Source organism: Streptomyces sp. NRRL F-6676 (assembly GCF_000725625.1).
In the GTDB taxonomy this organism is placed as follows: Bacteria; Actinomycetota; Actinomycetes; order Streptomycetales; family Streptomycetaceae; genus Streptomyces.
This window is the reverse complement of sequence record NZ_JOHS01000047.1, coordinates 23,669-40,836: the sequence shown is the minus strand read 5'-3', so window position 1 is coordinate 40,836 and position 17,168 is coordinate 23,669. Positions and strand designations below refer to the sequence as shown.

At 72.7% G+C, this 17,168-nt stretch carries 18 protein-coding genes; 7 read left to right on the top strand and 11 right to left on the bottom strand.

All coding sequences use genetic code 11. From position 1 onward, the window contains the following. Nucleotides 1-134: 134 nt before the first annotated feature. The 8 genes from IO29_RS24595 to IO29_RS24565 form a co-directional block, all read right to left on the bottom strand. Nucleotides 135-605, bottom strand: coding sequence for a rhodanese-like domain-containing protein (locus tag IO29_RS24595; RefSeq protein ID WP_051707883.1), 471 nt, complete (start codon nt 603-605; stop codon nt 135-137). Continuing rightward, nucleotides 602-1,153, bottom strand: coding sequence for a cupin domain-containing protein (locus IO29_RS24590; protein WP_030379471.1), 552 nt, complete (start codon nt 1,151-1,153; stop codon nt 602-604). Before IO29_RS24590 ends, IO29_RS24595 begins: the two co-directional genes overlap by 4 nt. A 132-nt stretch (nt 1,154-1,285) precedes the next feature. Beyond that, on the bottom strand, nt 1,286-1,372 hold the full coding sequence (locus IO29_RS40250) for a putative leader peptide (RefSeq protein ID WP_324608160.1): 87 nt from the start codon (nt 1,370-1,372) through the stop codon (nt 1,286-1,288). Between the two features lie 583 nt (nt 1,373-1,955). Beyond that, a complete protein-coding gene (locus tag IO29_RS24585) occupies nt 1,956-3,716 on the bottom strand; it encodes an FAD-dependent monooxygenase (RefSeq protein ID WP_037817794.1) in 1,761 nt (586 codons plus the stop codon). A 240-nt stretch (nt 3,717-3,956) separates the two neighbouring features. After that, on the bottom strand, nt 3,957-4,883 hold the full coding sequence (locus tag IO29_RS24580; protein ID WP_030379469.1) for an amino acid ABC transporter permease: 927 nt from the start codon (nt 4,881-4,883) through the stop codon (nt 3,957-3,959). Next, the gene (locus tag IO29_RS24575) at nt 4,880-5,548 is read right to left on the bottom strand and encodes an amino acid ABC transporter permease (protein WP_030379468.1); all 669 of its coding nucleotides are present in this window, start codon (nt 5,546-5,548) and stop codon (nt 4,880-4,882) included. Before IO29_RS24575 ends, IO29_RS24580 begins: the two co-directional genes overlap by 4 nt. A 144-nt stretch (nt 5,549-5,692) precedes the next feature. Continuing rightward, the gene (locus IO29_RS24570; RefSeq protein ID WP_030379467.1) at nt 5,693-6,529 is read right to left on the bottom strand and encodes a glutamate ABC transporter substrate-binding protein; all 837 of its coding nucleotides are present in this window, start codon (nt 6,527-6,529) and stop codon (nt 5,693-5,695) included. Nucleotides 6,530-6,685: 156 nt separating this feature from the next. Then, nucleotides 6,686-7,462: an amino acid ABC transporter ATP-binding protein gene (locus IO29_RS24565; RefSeq protein ID WP_030379466.1), complete on the bottom strand. Its 777-nt coding sequence runs from the start codon at nt 7,460-7,462 to the stop codon at nt 6,686-6,688. 331 nt (nt 7,463-7,793) lie between these two features. Here IO29_RS24565 and IO29_RS24560 point away from each other — a divergent pair, with 331 nt between their 5' ends. Together IO29_RS24560 and IO29_RS24555 are read left to right on the top strand one after the other, a co-directional pair. Next, nucleotides 7,794-8,480 (top strand): response regulator transcription factor, encoded by a 687-nt coding sequence (locus IO29_RS24560; RefSeq protein ID WP_030379465.1) that lies wholly within the window; start codon nt 7,794-7,796, stop codon nt 8,478-8,480. A gap of 9 nt (nt 8,481-8,489) precedes the next feature. Further along, nucleotides 8,490-9,905, top strand: coding sequence for a sensor histidine kinase (locus IO29_RS24555; RefSeq protein WP_030379464.1), 1,416 nt, complete (start codon nt 8,490-8,492; stop codon nt 9,903-9,905). Between the two features lie 58 nt (nt 9,906-9,963). Here the strand turns inward: IO29_RS24555 and IO29_RS24550 are convergent, their stop codons facing one another. Beyond that, the gene (locus IO29_RS24550) at nt 9,964-10,962 is read right to left on the bottom strand and encodes a TAXI family TRAP transporter solute-binding subunit (protein ID WP_030379463.1); all 999 of its coding nucleotides are present in this window, start codon (nt 10,960-10,962) and stop codon (nt 9,964-9,966) included. Between the two features lie 114 nt (nt 10,963-11,076). Here IO29_RS24550 and miaB point away from each other — a divergent pair, with 114 nt between their 5' ends. Then, nucleotides 11,077-12,606 carry a tRNA (N6-isopentenyl adenosine(37)-C2)-methylthiotransferase MiaB gene (miaB, locus tag IO29_RS24545; RefSeq protein ID WP_030379462.1) on the top strand — a complete coding sequence of 510 codons (1,530 nt, stop codon included), beginning with the start codon at nt 11,077-11,079 and terminating at the stop codon, nt 12,604-12,606. A 69-nt stretch (nt 12,607-12,675) separates the two neighbouring features. Then, complete coding sequence (locus tag IO29_RS24540; RefSeq protein WP_030379461.1) at nt 12,676-13,389, top strand: class III extradiol dioxygenase subunit B-like domain-containing protein; 714 nt, start codon at nt 12,676-12,678, stop codon at nt 13,387-13,389. Between the two features lie 178 nt (nt 13,390-13,567). Here the strand turns inward: IO29_RS24540 and IO29_RS24535 are convergent, their stop codons facing one another. Further along, complete coding sequence (locus tag IO29_RS24535; protein WP_030379460.1) at nt 13,568-13,819, bottom strand: antitoxin; 252 nt, start codon at nt 13,817-13,819, stop codon at nt 13,568-13,570. A 25-nt stretch (nt 13,820-13,844) separates the two neighbouring features. Beyond that, nucleotides 13,845-14,348, bottom strand: coding sequence for a hypothetical protein (locus IO29_RS38000; protein WP_051707882.1), 504 nt, complete (start codon nt 14,346-14,348; stop codon nt 13,845-13,847). A 183-nt stretch (nt 14,349-14,531) separates the two neighbouring features. Between IO29_RS38000 and miaA the strand changes: the two genes are divergently transcribed. The 3 genes from miaA (at nt 14,532) to dapF (ending at nt 17,081) form a co-directional block, all read left to right on the top strand. Continuing rightward, complete coding sequence (gene miaA, locus IO29_RS24525) at nt 14,532-15,470, top strand: tRNA (adenosine(37)-N6)-dimethylallyltransferase MiaA (protein ID WP_030379459.1); 939 nt, start codon at nt 14,532-14,534, stop codon at nt 15,468-15,470. 100 nt (nt 15,471-15,570) lie between these two features. Further along, nucleotides 15,571-16,167, top strand: a complete 597-nt coding sequence (locus IO29_RS24520) for a hypothetical protein (protein WP_033226361.1) — start codon at nt 15,571-15,573, stop codon at nt 16,165-16,167. 44 nt (nt 16,168-16,211) lie between these two features. Beyond that, nucleotides 16,212-17,081 (top strand): diaminopimelate epimerase, encoded by an 870-nt coding sequence (dapF, locus tag IO29_RS24515; protein ID WP_030379457.1) that lies wholly within the window; start codon nt 16,212-16,214, stop codon nt 17,079-17,081. The last annotated feature ends 87 nt before the right edge of the window (nt 17,082-17,168 follow it).

Here is a 17,168-nt window from a genome sequence, read left to right as displayed (position 1 = left end):
GGGGACGAGAGAGGCGAGGGGGACAAGGGGGGCTGAGTCGGCTGGGGCGGGTGCCTGGCGAGGGGCGGTTCCACCTCGACCCGCCCGGGGCCGGGGCCGGGGCGCGGGCGCCGGGCGGGGTCGGGGCAATCGGCTCAGTGGGGTTGCACGGGGGCCGTGGGGGGACGTCCTGGGGCGAACGTCACCGGCAGGCCCTCGGCGCGCCAGGCCTGGAAGCCGCCTGTCAGGTCGGTGGCGCGGTGGAGGCCGAGTCGGCGCAGGGACGCGGCGGCCAGACTGGAGGCGTAGCCCTCGTTGCAGAAGACGATCACGCGCAGGTCGTGGCCGGTGGCCTCCGGGATGCGGTGGCTGCCGGTGGGGTCCAGGCGCCATTCCAGTTCGTTGCGCTCGACGATGACGGCGCCGGGGACGAGGCCGTCACGGTCGCGCAGGGCGGCGTAGCGGATGTCGACCAGCAGGGTGCCGGCCGACTGCGCCTCCTCGTGGGCCCGCCGGGGTTCGACCCGGTCCAGGTCCGCGCGGACCCGGTCCAGCAACTCGTCGATGCCGAGGGGCGGTTGCGGGCGGCTGAGGCCGTGGTCGGCGGAGGGACGGCTGGGACTCACTGCCAGTCCTCCGGGCTCTCGACCTGCTCCAGGCGCAGGACGTGGCCCGAGCGGGAGTAGCGGCGGATGCGCGGCAGGGGCGGGTAGTAGGCGTGGACGGAGACGGCGTGGGCGTCGGCGGACTCGTTGAGCACCTCGTGCACGTGGTGGCGGCCGAAGGCGCGGCCCTTGCCGGCCGGCAGCCGGCGCTCGCGGTCGACGTCCTCGGTCAGTTCGAGGGTCTTCCAGCCGTCGGTGGGCAGTCGGGCGGCGAGCGCGTTCTCCTTCAACTCGCCGCGGGCGGTGAGGAAGGCGCCGACCGAGTCGGCGTGGTCGTGCCAGCCGGTGCCGGTGCCGGGGGGCCAGCCGATCAGCCAGGCCTCGCTGCCGCCGGGGCCGTCGAGGCGGATCCAGGTGCGGCCCTCCGGGTCGAGGGGGAGGGAGTCGATCAGTTCTGTGTCGGCGGCGGTGCGGTGGACGAAGTCGAGGAGTTCGGCCTGGGTGGGGGGTGTGGGGGTGGGGGCGTGGGAGGTGAGGGAGCTGGTGGCGGAAGAAGGGGTTGCAGACATCGCGGGACCGTCCTGAGGAGTCCGGGGCTCTCCGGGGTACGCGTGGTGGCCCTGCGGGGGCGTGGGTACGCGGCAATGGGGAGCCGGGGGTGAACCGGGGGCCGGGGGGACCGGCCGGAAGGGGGGTGTGGTTCAGCAGGACGGGCTACATACGCAGCCTGCGTAGCGGACGAGGTCCATGTGGACCCTCCGCCAGAGGCGTACGCAGGTGTCGGTCATGGTCGGGAGTACACCATGGGGGCGGCGGGTGGTCAATTCCGGGGTGCGGAGTGTTGTTTCGGGGGTGTTTCGCCCCCGCCGCCCCTACCCTTCCCGTCCTCCAGGGGCTCCGCCCCTTCGACCCCACCGGGGGCTCCGCCCCCGGGCCCCCTACGCGGGGGCTGCGCCCCCTGCACCCCTGCGCAGGGGCTGCGGCCCATGCACCCCCGAAAGAACGTGCGGGGGCTCTGCCCCCCCGGGACGCCGTGGGGCTCCGCCCCCGGTCCCGCGGGGGCTCCGCCCCCTGCACCCCTGCACGGGGGCTGCGCCCCCTGCACCCCTGCACGGGGGCTGCGCCCCCTGCACCCCCGAAAGAATGTGCGGGGCTCTGCCCCCCCCGGGACGCCATGGGGCTCCGCCCCCGGTCCCGCGGGGGCTCCAGCCCCCCGTCCCGAGGGGGCTCTGCCCCCAAGTCCCCCGGAGGGGCGGGGGACTTGGGGTGCGATGGCGGGTGCGGGGGTGTCGTGGCTGGGCGCGCGGTTCCCCGCGCCCCTGATGGGGCGCGTCCCCCACCGCTCCCGGGCGGAGCCCCCCGCACCGTCCGTCAGGTCGTGTGCGGAGTGGGTTCCTGGGCGGCCAGGGCCGTTGCCGTGGCCGTGTAGAGCGCGGCGGGGTGGACGCCCGCCAGGGCGGTGACGAGGTGGCCGTCGGGGCGGATCAGGAGGACCGTGTGGGGGGCGGCACCCGGATAGCTCTCGGTGACCAGGAGCTCCGCGCGGTACGGCAGTGCCGTCACCGCCGCCGCGAGCCTCGGCATGATCCCGGCCGACATCCAGTGCCGCCGCTCCCACACCCCGGTGCCCGGAGCGACGAGTACCACCAGCAGCGCCCCGCGCCCCAGCCGGTCCCGCAGCCGTACGAACGTGCCGTCCTCCGCCGTCACCGTCACGTCGACCACCGGCGCCCCCGGCGGCGTGCCCACCGGCACGGTGGCCTCGTCGTCCGGCGCCGCCAGGGGCGAGCCGGTGTAGGCGCCGGGGCCGCCCAGCGGACCCCGCCCCAGGTGGCCGTCGGCGAGCAGCGCGTCGTGGCCGCGCCCGGACCCGGGGACGTACGACCGCAGGCCCCGACCGCCGCGCAGTACCGGAAGCACCTGGTCGGCGGCGCGCAGCCGGGCGGAGACGACCGCGCGCCGTTCCTCCTGGTAGCTGTCGAGGAGAGCCTCGCGCGAGCCGTTCGGGTGGTGCCAGGCGGCCGCCAGTTTCCAGGCGAGGTTGTCCGTGTCCCGCAGCCCCTCGTCCAGCCCCTGTGTGCCGAGTGCGCCGAGCAGATGCGCGGCGTCCCCGGCGAGGAAGACCCGGTCGGCGCGCCAGCGGCGCGCGAGCCGGTGGTGCACGGTGTGCACGCCGGTGTCCAGGAGCTCGTACGCCGGTGTGGCGTTGCCGGTCCAGCCGGTGAGCGTCTCGCGGATGCGGCCGACCAGCAGCTCCGGCGTCACCAGTTCCTTGCCGGGCGGCAGCAGCCAGTCCAGCCGCCACACCCCCTCGGGCAGCGGCCGTGCGGTGACCTCGCCGGCCGAGGGGCCCGCGGTGCGCCATGGCGGCAGGCGGTGCAGCAACGCTTCGCCGCTCCACGGGAGTTCGGTGCGCAGGGCCGCGACGGCGTACCGCTCGACGGCCGTGCGCCCCGGGAAACGGATGTCCTGGAGTTTGCGGACGGTGGAGCGCGGGCCGTCGCAGCCGACCAGGTAACTCCCGCGCCACCAGGTGCCCTTGGGGCCCCGGGTGTGTGCCGTGACGCCCGACGTGTCCTGTTCGACGCCGTCCAGCCGGCTCTCCACCGCCACCTTCACCAGCGGCTCCCGGGCGAGCGCCGCCCGCAGGACGCCGGTCAGGACGTGCTGGGCGAGGTGCAGGGGAGCGGGTCCGGCGGCCTCGGCACCGCGGGGCTCGGGGGAATCCTCGGCCGGGCCACCCCGCGCGTCCTCGACGCCCCCGAACGCGCCGCCGTGCCCGCCCCCGAACGCGCCGCCGTGCCCGCCCCCGAGCCCGCCGTCGAGCGCGCCCCCGTATCCGCCGTCGGACGCCTCCTCGCCCGCGCCCTCGAACACCACCCGCCGCATCACCTGCTTCCGCCGCATCGACCGCCAGCCGCTCCAGCGGACGCCCGCCCCGGTGAGCGGCGCGCCGGTCAGGCGTTCGACGAGCGCGGTGGTGTCCTCGCGCAGCACGGCGGTGCGGGCGAGCCGGGGTTCGTCCTTGCCCGGGCCGTCGTCGAGGACCACGGAGGGGACCTCCTGGCGGGCCAGCGCGAGTGCCAGGGCCAGCCCCACGGGCCCTGCGCCGACGATGATCACCGGGTCCACGGCGCCGCGCCCCCCGCCCATGACGAAGTCCTCGGGAACGGACGGGAACAGGCAGGTGGAGCGGGGTGCACGATCACAGAACGTATGCAACCCATTGCCGCTGTCCGCGTCAAGCGACGGACTCGGCCGTGATCATCCCGGCCCCCGCCGTGCCGCCAAGTGGGTCAGAGTCACCGGGGAAACGCACGACGAGGCCCGCCGGTTCCCCGGCGGGCCTCGTTCACGTACGGTGACCGGTCGTCACCTCTTGCCGACATCGTCGGCGGCACCACCGACCCCGGCACCGACCACGCTGCCGAGCTCCGCCGCGTTCAGCTCCTCGACGTCCTCCGCGCCCAGCACCGTGCCCGTGCCGCGCTTGCTGCGCCGCAGCCGCCGCTCCAGCCAGCTCGCGAAGGTGGTGAGAGCGAGGTTGAGCACGATGTAGATCAGGCCCACCACGATGAAGCTGGGGATGACGTTGGCGTAGAAGGCGGCCAGCGTCTTGCGGGCGGACAGCAGCTCCGTGAAGTTCAGCATCGCGCCGCCGAGCGCGGTGTCCTTCAGGATGACGACGAGCTGGCTGACGATCGCCGGCAGCATCGCCGTGACCGCCTGCGGCAGCAGGATCGACGTCATGGTCTGGTACTTGCGCAGACCGATCGCGTGCGAGGCCTCCGCCTGGCCCTTGGGCAGCGACAGGATGCCCGCCCGGACGATCTCCGCGAGGACGGAGGCGTTGTAGAGCACCAGGCCCGTGACGACCGCGTAGAGCGGACGGGTGTCACTGCTGAGGTCCGTGGACTGCACATAGAACTGGTTGGCGAAGACCATCATCAGCAGCACGGGGATGGAGCGGAAGAACTCCACGATCACCCCCGCCGGCACCCGGACCCACACGTGGTCGGAGAGCCGCGCGATGCCGAACAGCGCGCCCAGCGGCAGCGCGATCACCATGGACAGCGCTGCGGCCTTGAGGGTCTCGCCGAGACCGGGCAGCAGATACGTCGTCCAGCTGGTCGACAGCGTGAACGGCTTCCACTTGGCCCAGTCGAGCTGGCCGTTGTCGTCCAGCTGCTGCCAGACCCACCACAGCAGCAGGCCGAGGAGGACGACGAAGACGACCGTGTAGATGATGTTGCGCTGCTTCGCCCGGGGGCCGGGCGTGTCGTACAGGACGGAACTCATCGCTTCACCGCCAGGCGCTTGCCGAGCCAACCGAAGATCAGACCCGTCGGCAGCGTGAGGACCACGAAGCCGAGGGCGAAGATGAGCGAGATGAGCAGCAGTTGCGCCTCGTTCTCGATCATGTCCTTCATCAGCAGGGCCGCCTCGCCCACACCGATGGCCGCCGCGACCGTGGTGTTCTTGGTCAGGGCGATCAGCACGTTGCCCAGGGGGACGATCACCGTGCGGAACGCCTGGGGGAGCACGATCAGGGTGAGGACCTGGGTGAAGTTCAGCCCCAGGGCCCGGGCCGCCTCCGCCTGTCCCATCGGCACGGTGTTGATGCCGGACCGCAGCGCCTCGCAGACGAACGCCGCCGTGTAGAGGCTCAGGCCGAGGATGGAGAGCCGGTAGGCCAGCGCGTCGAAGTCGTCGGGCGCGCCGAGGGTCATGCCGAAGACGTCGGCGAGGCCGAGGGACGAGAAAACGATGATGACGGTGAGAGGGATGTTGCGGACGGTGTTCACATAGAACGTGCCGAAACCGCGCATGAGCGGCACCGGGCTGACCCGCATACCGGCCAGCAGGGTGCCCAGGATCAGCGAGCCCAGGGCGGAGAAGAAGGTCAGCTTCACCGTCACCCAGAACGCCGCGAGGACGTCGTAGCCTTCAAGAAAGTCGAACACGATCTCCCGCGCTTCCACGAGTGCCGAGGGATGTCGGGATGTGCCGCGCCCGCGCGCTCGGGGCGCGGCACATCATGCGTACGGGCTCACCTGCCGTCGTGACTCGGGCCTGCTCGCCGTACCGGTCTGGTGCAGGGCGTGCGCCTACTTGACGATGTTGCCGATCTTCGGGGCCGGCTCGTTCTTGTAGTTCGCCGGGCCGAAGTTGGTCTTGACGGCCTTGTCCCAGGAACCGTCCGACGCCATCTTCTCGAGGGCCTTGTTGATCTTGTCCGTCATCTTGGTGTCGCCCTTCTTGACACCGATGCCGTAGTTCTCGTTGCTGAGCTTGAGGCCGGCCAGCTTGACTTTGCCCTTGTACTGGTCCTGCGAGGCGTAGCCCGCGAGGATCGAGTCGTCGGTGGTCACGGCGTCGACGGCACCGCTGGTCAGTCCGTCGAGGCACTCGGAGTACGTGCCGTACTTCTTGAGCTGGGCCTTGGGCGCGATGCTCTTCTGGACGTTCTGCGCCGAGGTCGAACCGGTGACCGAACACAGCTTCTTGCCGTTGAGGTCGGCGCCCTTGGCGATGTTGTCGTCGGCGCGGATCAGCAGGTCCTGGTGGGCGAGCAGGTACGGGCCGGCGAAGTCGACCTTCTCCTTGCGCTCGTCGGTGATCGAGTAGGAGGCGACGATGTAGTCGACATCTCCGCGCTGCAAAGCGTTCTCACGGTCGGCGCTCGGAGTTTCCTTCCATTCGATGTTCTTGGCGTCGTAGCCGAGCTGCTTGGCCACGTACGTCGCGACGTCGACGTCGAAGCCGGAGAAGCTGCCGTCCGGGTTCTTCAGGCCGAGGCCGGGCTGGTCGAACTTGATGCCGACGGTGATCTTGTCACCGCCGCCCGAGGACCCGCTGTCCTTGTCGTCCGAACCGCAGGCGGTGGCGGTCACGGCGAGGGCGAGCACGGCGGCCGAGGCGGCGGTGATCTTGCGGAGGTTCATGTCTGCGTCCTTTGACTCGTGAAAGCGGTGTGCCGAGGCCGGCGGTGCGTGTGCGGCGCGCCCCGTGCGTGCGGGTGCCGGTACGGAAGTCTGTGCGTGCGAGGGGATCCGGCCGCGGGGGGCCGGGGGGGGTCCGGCCGCGAGGGCCGGCGGGGGTCAGTGGTGCAGGATCTTGGACAGGAAGTCCTTGGCCCGGTCGCTGCGCGGGTTGCTGAAGAACTGGTCCGGGGTCGCCTCTTCGACGATCCGGCCGTCCGCCATGAACACCACACGGTTGGCGGCCGAGCGCGCGAAGCCCATCTCGTGGGTGACGACGACCATCGTCATGCCCTCCTGCGCCAGCTGCTGCATGACCTCGAGGACCTCGTTGATCATCTCGGGGTCGAGCGCCGAGGTCGGCTCGTCGAACAGCATGACCTTGGGGTCCATGGCCAGCGCCCGGGCGATGGCGACGCGCTGCTGCTGACCGCCGGAGAGCTGTGCGGGGTACTTGTCCGCCTGGGTGCCGACGCCGACGCGGTCGAGCAGGGCGCGCGCCTTCTCCTCGGCCTGCTTCTTGTCCGTCCTGCGGACCTTGAGCTGGCCCAGGGTCACGTTCTCCAGCACCGTCTTGTGCGCGAAGAGGTTGAACGACTGGAAGACCATGCCCACGTCGGCGCGCAGCCGGGCCAGCTCCCGCCCCTCCTGGGGCAGCGGCTTGCCGTCGATGCTGATCTCGCCGGAGTCGATGGTCTCCAGGCGGTTGATGGTGCGGCACAGGGTCGACTTGCCGGACCCGGAGGGCCCGATCACCACGACGACCTCGCCGCGGGTGATGGTCAGTTCGATGTCCTGGAGCACATGCAGGGCGCCGAAGTGCTTGTTGACGCTCTTCAGGACCACAAGATCACTGGTCGAGGCCGTACTGTTCTTGGCAACTGCTACTTCGGTCATTGCTGACTGGCTCCGTCCTCCTCGGTTTCGGAGGACAGTAATCAGCCGTCAAAGTGACCGTCAGCACATCTGAGGGAAGGTTGAGCATCACGATCGGATATCGTCCGGACGCGTGCCGTCATAGAAGCGTCCGGAACCCGTACCGGGTGGATAACAGAAACCGCTCGCAACCCGATCTCTCTTGACGGCGTCCTGCTTCATCGGCGTCACTGCCATGTGCACGCGGAACGCCCCCGGTGTCCGCGTGACCACCCGGTACGCGCGTCCGCACGCGTGTGCTACCACTCTAGCCGCAGCCGCAAGACCACCGAGGACCGGAGGGCGCCGCCGGATGAGACTGCTCCTCGTCGAGGACGACAACCACGTGGCCGCCGCCCTGTCCGCCGTACTGGCCCGGCACGGCTTCGAGGTCACCCACGCCCGCAGCGGCGAGGAGGCCCTGCGCGCCCTCGTCCCGGAGGCGGCCGGCTTCGACGTGGTCCTGCTCGACCTGGGCCTGCCCGACCAGGACGGCTACGAGGTGTGCGGCAAGATCCGCAAGCGCACCAGCACCCCCGTGATCATGGTGACCGCCCGTTCCGACGTGCGTTCCCGCATCCACGGCCTCAACCTCGGCGCCGACGACTACGTGGTCAAGCCGTACGACACCGGCGAACTCCTCGCCCGCATCCACGCCGTCAGCCGGCGCACCCCGCACGTGGACGACACCGGCGCCGTCGAGACCGCGCTGCGCCTCGGCGCCGTCCACATCGAGCTGCCCACCCGCCAGGTGCGCGTGGACGGCACGGTGGTCCAGCTCACCCGCAAGGAATTCGACCTGCTCGCACTGCTCGCCCAGCGCCCCGGCGTGGTCTTCCGCCGCGAGCAGATCATCAGCGAGGTGTGGCGGACGAGCTGGGAGGGGACCGGGCGCACCCTGGAGGTGCACGTCGCCTCGCTGCGCTCCAAACTGCGCATGCCCGCGCTGATCGAGACCGTGCGCGGCGTCGGGTACCGGCTCGTCGCCCCGGCCGCCTAGCGGGGCCGCGTGCACGCACGTCTCCTGCCGCTGCTCATCGTCCTCATGGCGGCGGTCCTGCTCGCGCTCGGCGTCCCGCTCGCGGTCAGCCTGGCCGCCGGGGAACAGCAGAAGGTCGTCGTCGACCGGATCGACGACACCGCGCGCTTCGCCTCGCTCGCCCAGTTCGTCACCGACCGGCCCGCCGGCTGCGCCGCGCTCGCCGACAGCGACGAGCGCGGCGCCACCCTCCAGAAGGAACTCACCACCTACCACGGGGTGTACGGCATCCGGGCCGGCGTCTTCTACCGCGACGAGTGCCCCATGGCGCGGGCCCCCGGCAACTGGCGGGTGCCCGAGGAGGGCGAGGGCCGCGCCGCCTTCGACGAGGCCCTCGCCGGGCGCCGCAGCCACGATCCCCAGCAGGTCTGGCCCTGGCAGCACAGCTCCCTCTTCGTGGCCTCCCCGGTCATCCGGGACGGCGACGTCGTCGCGGTCGTCGTCACCGACTCGCCCACCGGGCAGATGCGCTCCCGGATCCTGCACGGCTGGGTGGTGCTCGCCGCCGGCGAGGTCGCCGCCATGCTGCTCGCCGTCGGCGCCGCGCTCCGGCTGACCGGCTGGGTGCTGCGGCCCGTACGGATCCTCGACGCCACCACCCACGACATCGCCACCGGACGGCTGAAGTCCCGGGTCGCGGCGGCCGGCGGACCCCCGGAACTCCAGCGTCTGGCCCGCTCGTTCAACGAGATGGCCGACAACGTCGAGGACGTGCTGGAGCAGCAGCGCGCCTTCGTCGCCGACGCCTCCCACCAGCTGCGCAACCCCCTCTCGGCGCTCCTGCTGCGCATCGAACTGCTCGCCCTGGAACTGCCCGAGGGCAACGAGGAGATCGCCTCCGTCCGCACCGAGGGCAAACGCCTCGCACAGGTGCTCGACGACCTGCTGGACCTGGCGCTCGCCGAGCACGCCGAGACCCAGCTGCGGCTCACCGACATCGGGGCGCTGGCCGCCGAGCGCGTCGCCGCCTGGGGACCGGTCGCCGCCGACAAGGGCGTGCTCCTGGAGGGACAGTGCCCGGCCACCACGGCCTGGGCCGACCCGGTGGCCCTGTCCAGCGCGCTGGACGCCGTCATCGACAACGCGCTCAAGTTCACCCCCGCGGGGGAGCGCGTGGAGGTGGAGGTGGCCGCCGGGGGCGAGAGTGCGAGCATCGTCGTCAACGACCTCGGACCCGGCCTCACCGATGAGGAACTCGCCCGGATCGGCGACCGCTTCTGGCGCAGCACCGCCCACCAGAACATCAAGGGCTCCGGACTCGGCCTGTCCATCTGCCGGGCCCTGCTCGCGGCCGGCGGCGGCACCATCGCGTACGCGCACCACGCCCCGCACGGCCTGACGGTGACGGTGACGGTGCCGCGGACGTCGGTGCCGCGGGGGGCGTGAAAGCCGTCGGGGGGTCCTGGGGGGCTGGGGGCCTGAGGTCTGGGGTTCTGGGGGGGGCCTACGGCTTCACGGACCGGTAGTACCGGCGTGCGCCCTCGTGCAGCGGGAGCGGATCCGTGTAGATCGCGGTGCGCAGGTCCACCCGCTGCGCCGCGTGCACCTTGCGCCCGATGCGGTCCCGGCTGTCGATCACCGTACGGGTCAGCTGCTCGGTCAGGTCCGCGCCCGAGCTCGCCCGGGTCACCAGCAGGTTCGCCACCGCGAGGGTGGGTACCGCGTTGCCGTGCTGGGCGTCGGGGTAGGCGTCGGCCGGCATCACCGCCGCCCGGTAGTAGCGGGAGGCGCCGCCCTGGGCGTGCAGCTTGCGCACCAGATCGGTGCCGATCGGCACCAGCCGCACCGGGAAGCGCTGCGAAAGCTGGGTGAGCGTCGCGGTGGGCAGCCCGCCCGACCAGAAGAACGCGTCGATCCGGTGCTGCTCCAGCAGTCGGGGCGCGTCACCGATGCCCTGGGGCAGCGGAGTGACGTCGTCCTGCGGATCGAGCCCCGCCGCGGCCAGCACATGGTCCGCTATCAGCCGCACCCCGGATCCGGCCTCCCCGACCGCGACGCTGTGCCCCTTGAGGTCGGCCACCGAGCGTATGTCCGAGGAGCGCGCCACGACGAGGTGCACATAGTCGTCGTACAGACGTGCGCAGCCGCGCAGCGTGTCCGCGCCCTCCCGGTTCGCGAGCGTGTACGCCTCGACGGCGTCGGCCGCGGCGATGGTGAAGTCCGCCTTCCCGGTGGCCACCCGGCGGACGTTCGCCTGCGACCCGTCGCTGTTCACCAGGCGCACGTCCAGCTGCGGCATCTGCTGGGCGACCTCGCGTTGCAGGAGGACGCCGTACTTCTGGTAGACGCCGGTGGGCGTGCCCGTACTGAGGCTGATCGTCCCGCTGGGCGACGTCCCGCCCAGCGGCAGCAGCCACCACAACAGCAGCCCGAGCACGACGAGCACGGCCGCCGCCGCGTACAGCATCCGGCGCCGGCCGACCCCGGCGAGACCTGTGACCATGCGCGCGATCCTGCCAGCAGGAGGGCCGCCACGGCCAGGGCGGTCCTCCCGGACGCCCCCGGACGCTTCCGGGCGCCCCCGGGGGCGGTCGCGGGACGGCCTACCCTGGAGGGCATGACCAGCAGCAGCGACCGGAGCCCGGCAGTGGACGTTCCCGCACCCAAGAGCTACGAAATCCGCACCTATGGGTGCCAGATGAACGTCCATGACTCCGAACGGCTCTCCGGGCTGCTGGAGGGCGCCGGGTACGTACGGGCCCCCGAGGGCTCCGACGGCGACGCGGACGTCGTCGTCTTCAACACCTGCGCCGTCCGCGAGAACGCCGACAACCGCCTCTACGGCAACCTCGGCCGCCTCGCCCCCAAGAAGGCCTCGCGCCCCGGGATGCAGATCGCCGTCGGCGGATGCCTGGCGCAGAAGGACCGCGACACCATCGTCAAGAAGGCGCCCTGGGTCGACGTCGTCTTCGGCACGCACAACATCGGCAAGCTGCCGGTCCTCCTGGAGCGCGCCCGCGTGCAGGAGGAGGCGCAGGTCGAGATCGCCGAGTCGCTGGAGGCGTTCCCCTCCACGCTGCCGACCCGGCGCGAGAGCGCCTACGCCGCCTGGGTCTCGATCTCCGTGGGCTGCAACAACACGTGCACGTTCTGCATCGTCCCGGCGCTGCGCGGCAAGGAGAAGGACCGCCGCCCCGGCGACATCCTCGCCGAGGTCGAGGCCCTGGTCGCCGAGGGCGTCTCCGAGATCACCCTGCTCGGGCAGAACGTCAACGCGTACGGCTCCGACATCGGCGACCGCGAGGCGTTCAGCAAGCTGCTGCGCGCCTGCGGCCAGGTCGAGGGCCTGGAGCGGGTCCGCTTCACCTCGCCCCACCCGCGCGACTTCACCGACGACGTCATCGAGGCGATGGCCGCGACGCCGAACGTCATGCCGCAGCTCCACATGCCGCTGCAATCCGGCTCCGACCCCGTCCTGAAGGCGATGCGCCGCTCCTACCGCCAGGAGCGCTACCTCGGGATCATCGAGAAGGTGCGCGCCGCCATCCCGCACGCCGCGATCACCACGGACATCATCGTCGGCTTCCCCGGGGAGACCGAGGAGGACTTCGAGCAGACCCTGCACGTGGTGCGCGAGGCCCGGTTCGCACAGGCGTTCACCTTCCAGTACTCCAAGCGGCCCGGAACGCCGGCGGCCACCATGGAGAACCAGATCCCCAAGGAGGTCGTCCAGGCGCGCTACGAGCGGCTCGTCGCCCTCCAGGAGGAGATCTCCTGGGAGGAGAACAAGAAGCAGGTCGGCCGCACCCTGGAGCTGATGGTCGCCGAGGGCGAGGGCCGCAAGGACGGCGCCACCCACCGCCTCTCCGGCCGCGCCCCCGACAACCGCCTGGTGCACTTCACCAAGCCGGAGCAGGAGGTCCGCCCCGGCGACATGGTCACCGTCGAGGTCACCTACGCCGCCCCGCACCACCTGCTCGCCGAGGGCGCCGTGCTCGGCGTGCGCCGCACGCGCGCGGGGGACGCCTGGGCGGCGCGCAACGCCCGGGAGCAGGAGAAGAGGCAGAGCGGCGTCCTGCTCGGCCTGCCGAAGATCGGCGTGCCGGAGCCGCTGCCGGCCGTGGCGAGCGGGTGCGGCTGCGACTGATCCGCGCCGGGGCGCGACAGCCGGAAAGGCGCGGGCGGCGGGCCGTGGGACGGCGTTAGGCTGCCGATCATGCTTGTCGCCGCAGCCGTCTGCCCCTGTCCGCCCCTGCTGGTGCCGGAGGTGGCGCGGGGCGCCGCGCCCGAGCTGGACGCCGCGCGTGCCGCGTGCGCGGACGCCCTCGGCGTCCTCGCCGCGGCCCGCCCCGACCTGCTCGTCGTCGTCGGACCGGCCGAGCGGCCCGGCCGAGGCCCGCACCCGGAGGGCACGCCCGGCTCGTTCCGCGGTTTCGGCGTGGACCTGGACGTCCGGCTCGGCCGGGACCCCGGCACCGCGTCCGAGGGCGCGCTGCCGCCCTCGCTGGCCGTGGCGGCGTGGCTGCTGGAGCGCGACGGCTGGTCCGGCGCCCCGGTCGAGGGACTGGGCGTGGGTGAACCGCTGGAGCCCGAACGGTGTGCGGAGGCGGGCCGGGACCTCGCCGCGCGAGCCGACCGGGTGGCCCTGCTGGTGATGGGCGACGGCAGCGCCTGCCGGTCCCTCAAGGCGCCGGGCTACCTCGACGAACGGGCCGAGCCCTTCGACGCCCGGGCCGCCGAGGCACTCGGCACGGCGGACCCGGCCGCCCTCATGGCACTCGACCCCGACCTGGCCCGCACCCTGAAGGCCTCCGGCCGCGCCCCCTGGCAGGTCCTGGCAGGCGCGGCCACCTCGACCGACCTCACGGGCGCCTTGCTGTACGCGGAGGCCCCGTACGGGGTGGGCTATATGACGGCAACGTGGTCATGAGGCGATAGGGGCGCGGGGCGGTGCCGATGTGCGGCTCCGCCGCGTGGGCGCATCTTCGAGCGTCCGGGGCCGGAGCCCCCGGAGCCCCCGGGGACGATCGGGGCGCCCCCTGCTCGAGCGAAGCGGAGAGCTCGGGGGAGGGGCGGCGGGGGCGAGAACCCCCACAGCACCCCACCGCTCAAGAGACCGGCGGCGGAGCCGCCCCACCCCCGCCGTCGGCCCCACGGTGGCCGAGCCGCCCCACCGCATCCTTCGCCTTCCCCGACCCCGTCCGAATCCGGTCCCGGTACTTGCCCCCGGTCCTCTCGTCGACGACCCGCGCCGCCTTGTCGATCCCCCGCCCGATCCTGTCCCCGTGCTGATCGGCGAGGTCCGAGACCTTGTCCTTGGCCGGGCCCAGCCTGGCCTTCACGTTGTCGAGCAGACCCATGGTGCACCTTCCCCTCGCGGGACCGTCATGTGCGGGCGCTCTCGCCGGCCTCCTCGTCGGCGGTCCGTCCGGCGGACTGCTGCCCCGGAATCGCCGCGTGCTCGCGGGCGGCGGGGACAGCGTCGGCGGTCTGGTCGTCCGCCGCGTCCTTCACCTCGTCGGCGCGGGCGCCGGCATCCGCCGTCGCGGAGTCCCCGACGTCCGCCCCCGCGGTCTCGCGGCCCTCGGAGGACTCCGCATCCCGCGCGGAGTCGGACGACTCGGAGAGCCCGGAGTCCTCGGCGGGTTCGGAGGACTCCGCAACTTCTGAGACCTCCGAGACCTCCGAGGCCTCCGAGGCCTCCGAGACCCCTGAGACCCCTGAGACCTCTGAAACCGTCGAGACCTCGGCGACTACCGGGGACTCCTCGGTCGTCGCGGACTCCCCGGCATCCGAGGGCGTCGCAGTCTCCGAGGACTCGTCGCCCTCCGACGGCACCGAGGACTCGACAACCTTCGACTTCCGGAAAAGTCGCGCAAAAACACCCATATCCACTCCATACGGTACTCGTGCGGGCGAAATCCCGCGTGGCTCCGGTGCGCCTCTTCGCGTCACCCGGAACGCCGGCGCTCGCGAACGGCGGCCGGAACCCCGCTCCGGGCAACGACCCCGCACAGGTGACGTCACGTAACTCGTTCGAGGAGTGCGCGCGGGGTTTGCGAGACTGGGGCGGTGAGTAGCGCAGCCCCCGCCCCGCGGGTCATCGCCGTCGTCGGGCCGACCGCGGCCGGAAAGTCCGATCTGGGCGTCTTCCTCGCCCGGCAGCTGGGGGGCGAGGTCGTCAACGCCGACTCCATGCAGCTCTACCGGGGGATGGACATCGGCACCGCCAAGTTGACGCCCGAGGAGCGCGCCGGCGTTCCGCACCACCTCCTGGACATCTGGGACGTGACCGTCACCGCGTCCGTCGCCGAGTACCAGCGGCTCGCCCGCGCCCGTATCGACGCGCTCCTCGCCGAGGGCCGCTGGCCCGTACTGGTGGGCGGCTCGGGGCTCTACGTCCGCGGGGCCGTCGACAACCTGGAGTTCCCCGGCACCGACCCCGAAGTACGGGCCCGGCTCGAGGAGGAGCTGGTGCTGCGCGGTTCGGGCGCCCTGCACGCGCGGCTGGCCGCCGCCGACCCCGGGGCCGCGCACGCCATCCTGCCCAGCAACGGGCGGCGGATCGTGCGCGCCCTGGAGGTCATCGAGATCACCGGCAAGCCGTTCACCGCCAATCTGCCCGGGCACGACTCGGTCTACGACACCGTGCAGATCGGGGTCGACGTGGCGCGCCCCGAGCTCGACGACCGCATCACGCGCCGGGTGGACCGCATGTGGGACGCCGGGCTCGTCGACGAGGTGCGCGCGCTGGAGGCGCAGGGCCTGCGCGAGGGGCGCACGGCCTCGCGCGCGCTGGGCTACCAGCAGGTGCTCGCGGCGCTCGTCGGGGAGTGCACGGAGGAGGAGGCGCGCGCCGAGACCGTACGCGCCACCAAGCGCTTCGCGCGCCGCCAGGATTCATGGTTCAGGCGGGATCCCCGGGTGCATTGGCTGAGTGGGGCCGCGGCCGACATCGGGGAACTTCCGGGGCTCGCGCTCGCGTTGGTCGAACGACCGGTTACAGCCTGATCACGTGATGGCATCGGGAAGCTCCGGCCGTCATCCGGGCCATCGGCGGCGTGCCATCATCGAGCTTCGATCGCAAGTGGAGTCCGAGTGGGGAGGGCGCGTGGCGATGGAGGCCGGCCCTCGTGACACCGCACACGCCGCGGCGCACGGCACCGCGGAGAGCACCGGGCACCCGCAACCGGAACCCGACGGCGACCTCGGCGAGGACGCGCGCGAGTTCGGCGACGCCCCGGTGCTGCCGGACGACGACCGGCTCGGCGTGGACGCCGGACCGCTCAGCTCCGACGGCCCCGAGGACGAACCGGAACCGGTCGGCGTGAGCGACGACGGTCCCGGCGCGGACGAGCTGTCCACCGGGCCCGAGGTCGAGGTGGAGCTGCGCCCGCAGCGCCGGCTGCGCATCTGGCAGCTCGCGCCCATCGTCATGCTGGCCGCGGTCGGTTCGCTGATGTTCGCCTTCCCGCTGGCCTTCGAGTTCGGTGACGGCGGTGCCGTGGTCGCCATGCTCGGCCTGCTCATCTGCTCCTGCGCCGCCGGGTGGGGCATGATGGCCGCCCGCAGGGTGGGCTACGCCTGGCCCGGACTGCCCTCGCGCGGGTCCGGACGGCGGCCGGAGTGGCGGGTCGTGATGGCCTACGCCGTGGTGGTCACCGCGGTGGTCGTGCTCGCCGTGTGGCGCGTGGCCCGGCTGCGCTGAGGCACGGGCGGCCGGGTGTCGTACCCAGCCCGTACGATCGGTGTATGAGCACGCGGATCGCCTTCCTCAAGGGACACGGCACCGAGAACGACTTCGTGATCGTCCCGGACCCCGAGAACACCCTCGACCTGCCCCCGGCCGCCGTCGCCGCGCTGTGCGACCGCCGCGCGGGCATCGGCGGGGACGGCCTGCTGCACGTCGTGCGGTCCGCGGCGCACCCCGAGGCCCGGGGGATGGCTGCCGAGGCCGAGTGGTTCATGGACTACCGCAACGCGGACGGCTCGGTCGCGGAGATGTGCGGCAACGGCGTACGGGTCTTCGCGCGCTATCTCGAGCGCGCCGGGCACGTCGGGGCGGGCGACCTCGCCGTCGCCACGCGGGGCGGCGTGAAGCGGGTCCACCTCGCCAAGGACGGGGACGTGACGGTCGGCATGGGGCGGGCGAGGTTCCCCGAGGGCGAGGTCACCGTGAGCGTCGGCGGGCGCAGCTGGTCCGCGCGCAACGTCAACATGGGCAATCCGCACGCGGTGGCGTTCGTGGACGACCTCGCGCACGCCGGGGATCTGCTGGTCGCGCCGCCGGTCGCGCCGGCCGCGGCCTACCCGGACGGGGTGAACGTCGAGTTCGTGGTCGACCGGGGGCCGCGGCATGTCGCGATGCGGGTGCACGAGCGGGGCTCGGGGGAGACGCGATCGTGCGGGACGGGGGCGTGCGCGGTGGCCGTCGCGGCGGCGCGTCGGGACGGGGCGGACCCGGCGGTGACGGGAGCGGCATCGACGTACACGGTGGATGTGCCGGGCGGCAGGCTGGTGATCACGGAGTACCCCGGGGGCGAGATCGAGATGACGGGGCCTGCGGTGATCGTGGCGGAGGGGGAGATCGACGGGGAGTGGCTGCGGGGGGTCGGGGGCTGACGGTCCCTGGACCCCTGGGGGACCGCGGCCTTCCCAAGGGCGCGGGGAACCGCGCGACCGGCCACATCCCACCAGCACCCGTCCGAA